This window comes from Roseateles sp. (assembly GCF_039929605.1).
GTDB lineage: Bacteria > Pseudomonadota > Gammaproteobacteria > Burkholderiales > Burkholderiaceae_C > Pelomonas.
In genome coordinates this window covers 1-4873 of sequence record NZ_JBDSQX010000128.1, presented here as the reverse complement: position 1 = coordinate 4873, position 4873 = coordinate 1, and the positions used below count along the sequence as shown (strand labels likewise).

At 67.8% G+C, this 4873-nt stretch carries 5 protein-coding genes and 3 pseudogenes; 5 read left to right on the top strand and 3 right to left on the bottom strand.

Annotation, left to right across the window (positions count from 1 at the left end):
- The 3 genes and pseudogenes from ABIS05_RS17785 to ABIS05_RS17775 form a co-directional block, all read left to right on the top strand.
- Positions 1–118: pseudogene (locus ABIS05_RS17785) on the top strand (IS5/IS1182 family transposase); the annotation flags it as partial.
- A 2-nt stretch (positions 119–120) separates the two neighbouring features.
- Positions 121–276, top strand: a pseudogene (locus ABIS05_RS17780) ((2Fe-2S)-binding protein); the annotation flags it as partial.
- Entirely contained in the window at positions 273–2414 is a 2142-nt protein-coding gene (locus tag ABIS05_RS17775) for a molybdopterin cofactor-binding domain-containing protein (RefSeq protein ID WP_348013826.1), read from the top strand. The pseudogene ABIS05_RS17780 and the gene ABIS05_RS17775, both read left to right, overlap by 4 nt.
- A 47-nt stretch (positions 2415–2461) precedes the next feature.
- Here ABIS05_RS17775 and ABIS05_RS17770 read toward each other — a convergent pair whose 3' ends face one another.
- Positions 2462–2713, bottom strand: a complete 252-nt coding sequence (locus ABIS05_RS17770; protein ID WP_348013825.1) for a hypothetical protein — start codon at positions 2711–2713, stop codon at positions 2462–2464.
- A 293-nt stretch (positions 2714–3006) separates the two neighbouring features.
- Here ABIS05_RS17770 and ABIS05_RS17765 point away from each other — a divergent pair, with 293 nt between their 5' ends.
- A complete protein-coding gene (locus tag ABIS05_RS17765; RefSeq protein WP_348063300.1) occupies positions 3007–3147 on the top strand; it encodes a hypothetical protein in 141 nt (46 codons plus the stop codon).
- A 23-nt stretch (positions 3148–3170) separates the two neighbouring features.
- Here ABIS05_RS17765 and ABIS05_RS17760 read toward each other — a convergent pair whose 3' ends face one another.
- Positions 3171–3863 carry a glutathione S-transferase C-terminal domain-containing protein gene (locus ABIS05_RS17760; protein WP_348013824.1) on the bottom strand — a complete coding sequence of 231 codons (693 nt, stop codon included), beginning with the start codon at positions 3861–3863 and terminating at the stop codon, positions 3171–3173.
- Between the two features lie 71 nt (positions 3864–3934).
- On the opposite strand from ABIS05_RS17760, the gene ABIS05_RS17755 reads away from it, so the two are divergent.
- Positions 3935–4669, top strand: coding sequence for a hypothetical protein (locus ABIS05_RS17755; protein ID WP_348013823.1), 735 nt, complete (start codon positions 3935–3937; stop codon positions 4667–4669).
- Here ABIS05_RS17755 and ABIS05_RS17750 read toward each other — a convergent pair.
- Positions 4666–4873, bottom strand: a pseudogene (locus tag ABIS05_RS17750) (phosphotransferase family protein); the annotation flags it as partial. The gene ABIS05_RS17755 and the pseudogene ABIS05_RS17750 sit on opposite strands and share 4 nt — an antisense overlap.

Below are 4873 nucleotides of genomic sequence, written 5' to 3'. Positions count from 1 at the left end.
CAAGCTGCTCGTGCGATACGAGAAACTCGATCGCAGCTTCCTCGCGCTCAACCACATCGCCGCAGCGATCATCGCGTTCCGCAAGGTGCCGCTGACAATAAACATTATTTACGGATAGGCTCTAAGCCCAAGCCCACCGACGCGGACATCGACGCGGCCATCACCAACATCTGCCGCTGCGGCACCTACAACCGCGTGCGCGCCGCCATCCACCTCGCGGCGGGGCAGGTCACTCGCAAGCAGATTCCCATCGTCATCGAAGGGGGCCAGGCATGAAGCGGCGCGACTTTCTGCAAGTCACCTCCGCCGCTGCGGGCGGCCTGATGGTGGCGTTCCACGTGCCGGGTCTTGCCCAGGCCGACGCCGCCGTGCCGGAGCTGAACGCCTGGGTGCAGATCCTGCCGGACGAGAGCGTCATCATCCGCATCGCGCGCTCGGAGATGGGGCAGGGCACGCTGACCGGCCTGGCCCAGCTGGTGGCCGAGGAGCTGGAATGCGACTGGGCCAAAGTGAAGACCGAATACCCGACCCCCGGCCAGAACCTGGCGCGCAACCGCGCCTGGGGCAGCATGAGCACGGGCGGCAGCCGTGGCATCCGGGACTCGCATGACTACGTGCGCAAGGGCGGCGCGCTGGCGCGGGCGCTGCTGATCCAGGCCGCCGCCAACCAGTGGAGCGTGTCCGTCGTGGAGTGCGCCACTGCGGCAGGCTGGGTCACGCACGGGGCCAAGCGCCTAAGCTATGGCCAGCTCGCTGCCGAGGCCGCCAAGCTCGCCGCGCCGGCCGACATCCAGCTCAAGCCCGTCAAGGACTGGAAGCTCGCCGGCCGGCCCATCAAGCGGCTGGACACCAAGCCCAAACTGGACGGCTCGCTCGTCTACGGCATGGACCTGCAGCTGCCCGGCATGCTCAACGCGGCCATCAAGGACTGCCCGGTGTTTGGCGGCAAGCTCAAGAGCTTCGACGCGAGCGAGATCGAGAAGCGCCCCGGCGTGAAGAAGGTCGTCCAGGTCGGTGACACGGCGGTGGCCGTGGTGGCCGATACCTGGTGGCGAGCCAAGACGGCGCTGGATGCGCTGACCGTCGTCTGGGACGAGGGCCCGCACGCCAAGCTCAGCAGCGCCGACGTGGCCGCCACGCTGGCAGCCGGGCTGGACGCGCCGGAAGCCGCCGTGGGCAGCGCGCACGGCGACGTGGCGGCTGCGCTGGCCGGCGCGGCGATGCAGGTCGAGGCCGTCTACAGCGTGCCGCACCAGAACCACGCGACGATGGAGGTGATGAACGCGACGGCAACGTGGACACCCGAGCGCTGCGAGGTGTGGACGCCGACACAGAACGGCGAGGGCGCACTGGCCGCCGCCGCCGAGGCCTCGGGTCTGTCGCCGTCGGCCTGCGAGGTCTACAAGCTGCACCTCGGCGGCGGCTTTGGCCGGCGCGGCGCGGTGCACGACTGGGTGCGACAGGCGGTGCTCATCGCCAAGGAGCTGCCGGGCACGCCGGTCAAGCTGATCTGGAGCCGCGAGGAGGACATGACGCATGGCCGCTACCACCCGGTCACGCAGTGCAAGCTGACCGCCGGGCTGGACGCAGCGGGCAAGCTGATGGGCCTGCACATGCGCATCTCGGGCCAGAGCATCGTCGCGGGCCTCTTTCCGCAGAACATCAAGGACGGGAAAGACCCGGCCGTTTTCCAGGGCCTCAATGCCACCGGCGCGGAAGGTGCACTCGGCTATGCCGTGCCCAACCTGCTGATCGACCACGCGATGCGCAACCCGCCGGTGCCGCCGGGCTTCTGGCGCGGCGTGAACCTGAACCAGAACGCGATCTACCTGGAGTGCTTCGTCGACGAGGTGGCCGCTGCTGCCAAGCGCGACCCGCTGGAACTGCGCCGCGAATTGCTGGCCAACTCGCCCAAGCACTTGGCCGTGCTGAACGCGGCGGCGGCCAAGGCGGGCTGGGGCAAGCCGCGCGCCAAAGGCCGCTACCTCGGCCTGGCGCAGATCATGGGTTTTGGCAGCTATGTGGCGGCCTGCGCCGAGGTGTCTGTGAACAAGAAGGGCGAGTTCAAGATCCACCGCATCGTCGCCGCCACCGATCCCGGCCACGCGGTCAACCCGCAGCAGATCGCCGCGCAGGTCGAGGGCGGCTTCGTCTATGGCCTGTCGGCGGCGCTGTTCGGCGAGATCACGATCAAGGACGGCCGCGTCGAGCAGCAGAACTTCAACACCTACCCGGTGATGAAGATGGAGCACATGCCGGCGGTCGAAACCATCGTCATGCCGTCCGGCGGCTTCTGGGGCGGCGTGGGCGAGCCGACGATTGCAGTCGCTGCGCCGGCCGTGCTGAATGCGATCTTTGCGGCGACGGGCAAGCGCATCCGCGACTTGCCGTTGAGCAAGCACAGCCTCGTCTGATGCGCGCGCTGCTGGACGACCGCACGCAGAGCCCGCCCGCGCACCAGTCAGCGGGCGTGCCCGACGGCCTCTTCGACCGCTTCAGTCTGGCAGGCCCCACCCGTGCCGGCCTGCCCGTCGTGCTGCTCAACGGCAGCGACACGGCCAGCAACTTCATCGACAACGGCAGCGGCCTGCTCGAGGCGCTGGACGCGCTCGGCAATGGGCTCGGCCCGAAGATCAGCCAGATCGAATGGGACGACGCCGGGCGCGACGAACTCGCTGCGCTGCGCAGGAAGTTCGAGCGCGGCCTGCAGCACGGCCCAGCAGGAGGTGCTCAACCCCGAGGGCATCAATGCCTTCCGCTTCTTCGAGGGGCGCGGATACCGCCTCTGGGGTGCGCGCACGATCAGCTCCGACCCGCAGTGGAAATACGTCAACCTGCGGCGCTACTTCGCCTACCTGGAGCGCTCCATCGACAGGCGCACGCAGTGGGCCGTGTTCGAGCCCAACACCGACGCGCTGTGGGCCAACGTGAGCCACCGTCAGCGACTTCCTTGTCAACGAGTGGCGCAACGGCGCGCTGGGCGACAGGCCCGAGAAGGCCTTCTTCGTGCGCTGCGACCGCTCGACGATGACGCAGAACGACCTCGACAACGGGCGGCTGGTCTGCCTGGTCGGTGTCGCGCCGCTCAAGCCTGCCGAGTTCGTCATCTTCCGTGTCGGTCAACGGACTGCGGACCGCAAGTCCTGAGCGGGGCCCACGACGGGCATCGCTCAGTGCTGCTGCACTTGCCGTTTGCCGAACAAAACTTCCCGCGCCTTGTCATCCGTCAATGGCTTGCGCACGCCGGCCAGCACCTCCACCCCGCGCTGCACGGCCGGCCGCTTGGCGATCTCGTCGAACCAGCCTTTCAGATGCGGGTAGTCGCGCATCTCGACGCCCTGGTTCTTCCAGGAGCGCAGCCAGGGGAAGATGGCGATGTCGGCGATGGAGTAGCTCGCGCCGCCGATGTAGGTTGTGTGCGCCAGCCGCTTGTTGATGACACCGTAAAGCCGCTTGGCCTCGTTGGTGTAGCGGTCGATCGCATAGGGCAGCTTCTCGGGCGCGTAGATGCGAAAGTGATGCGCCTGGCCCAGCATGGGCCCCACGCCGCCCATCTGGAACATCAGCCACTGCAGCACCTCGTACTTGGCCGCCACGTCGGCGGGCAACAGCCGCCCGGTCTTGCCGGCGAGATAGATCAGGATGGCGCCGCTCTCGAACAGCGAGATCGGTTGGCCGCCCGGGCCGTCGGCATCGGTGATGGCGGGGATCTTGTTGTTCGGACTGATGGCGAGGAAGTCGGGCGCGAACTGCTCGCCGGCGCCGATGTCCACGGGATGGACCCGGTACGCAAGGCCGCACTCCTCCAGCATGATGTGCACCTTGTGCCCGTTGGGCGTGGGCCATGAGTAGACTTCAATCATTCGTCGCCTCCATCCGGTGGGCCCCAGGTTGACCCCGGCCCGCAGCCCCATTCTCAGACTTCTCAAGACTCATGGTGGTAAAGCAAGTCAAGAACTGGCTGGTGACCCGCGCCAACGCGGCGCGCTGGCGTCCGATCGAGGAGTGGGCCGAGTCACGCGGCGCCAGCTTCTCGCAGACGCGAGACGGCTCCGGTTTCCTCATCGAGCAGCCCAAGGCGCAGCCCGGCCCGATGCGTGTGGAGTGGGGCGTTTCGCAGCGCAGCTACCTGCCTGGCACCGAACTGCGCATGCGCTGCGAGATGGGCCTGCACCCCGACCTGCAGACCATGGTGCTGTGCCGCGCGCTGATGGAGAACCTGGAGCGCGCTGTCTTCGAGGCCTACACGGACACGCTCAAGACCCGCGTCGACACCGACACGCCCGAAGAGATGCGCTGGTTGGTGATGTTCCCGAAGTTCAACAACGCGGCCTCGCAGATCGTGCGCCAGCGCTACGGCGTCGTCGGCGTCACTAAGGAGCTGACTGGCGCATGGATCGATGGTGAGCTCAGCGAGGTGCTCGTGCAGGCCAGCCAGGACCTGCTGCCCGAAGGCCACCCCTTCGTGCTGATGTGCATGCGCGGCAACATCTACCTGCGCACCGAGATGGCCGAGCCCGACCTGCCTCGCGTGCAGGCGCTGGTGCGTTTGCTGGAAACCGCCGCGCGTGAGGCGCTGCGCGTGAATGCCCGGCTGGCGGACAGCGGCGCCTGGCCGACGACGACGTCCGTCGCGTGGACGCCGTCCACGCGACCGGGCAACGTCTAGGCCTTCTGCGCAAAGCTCCAGGCCAGCTCCGACAGCGGCCTGACGCTCTTGGCGGTTTCCCTCGCCTGATCGCTGGAGGCCGTGCCGTCCACCACGCGCTTGGCGATGCCTTGCACGATGGCCGCGATGCGGAACAGGTTGTAGGCCATGTAGAAGTTCCAGTCGGCCATGACGGCATCGACATCAGTGCGGCCGGTGCGTTCG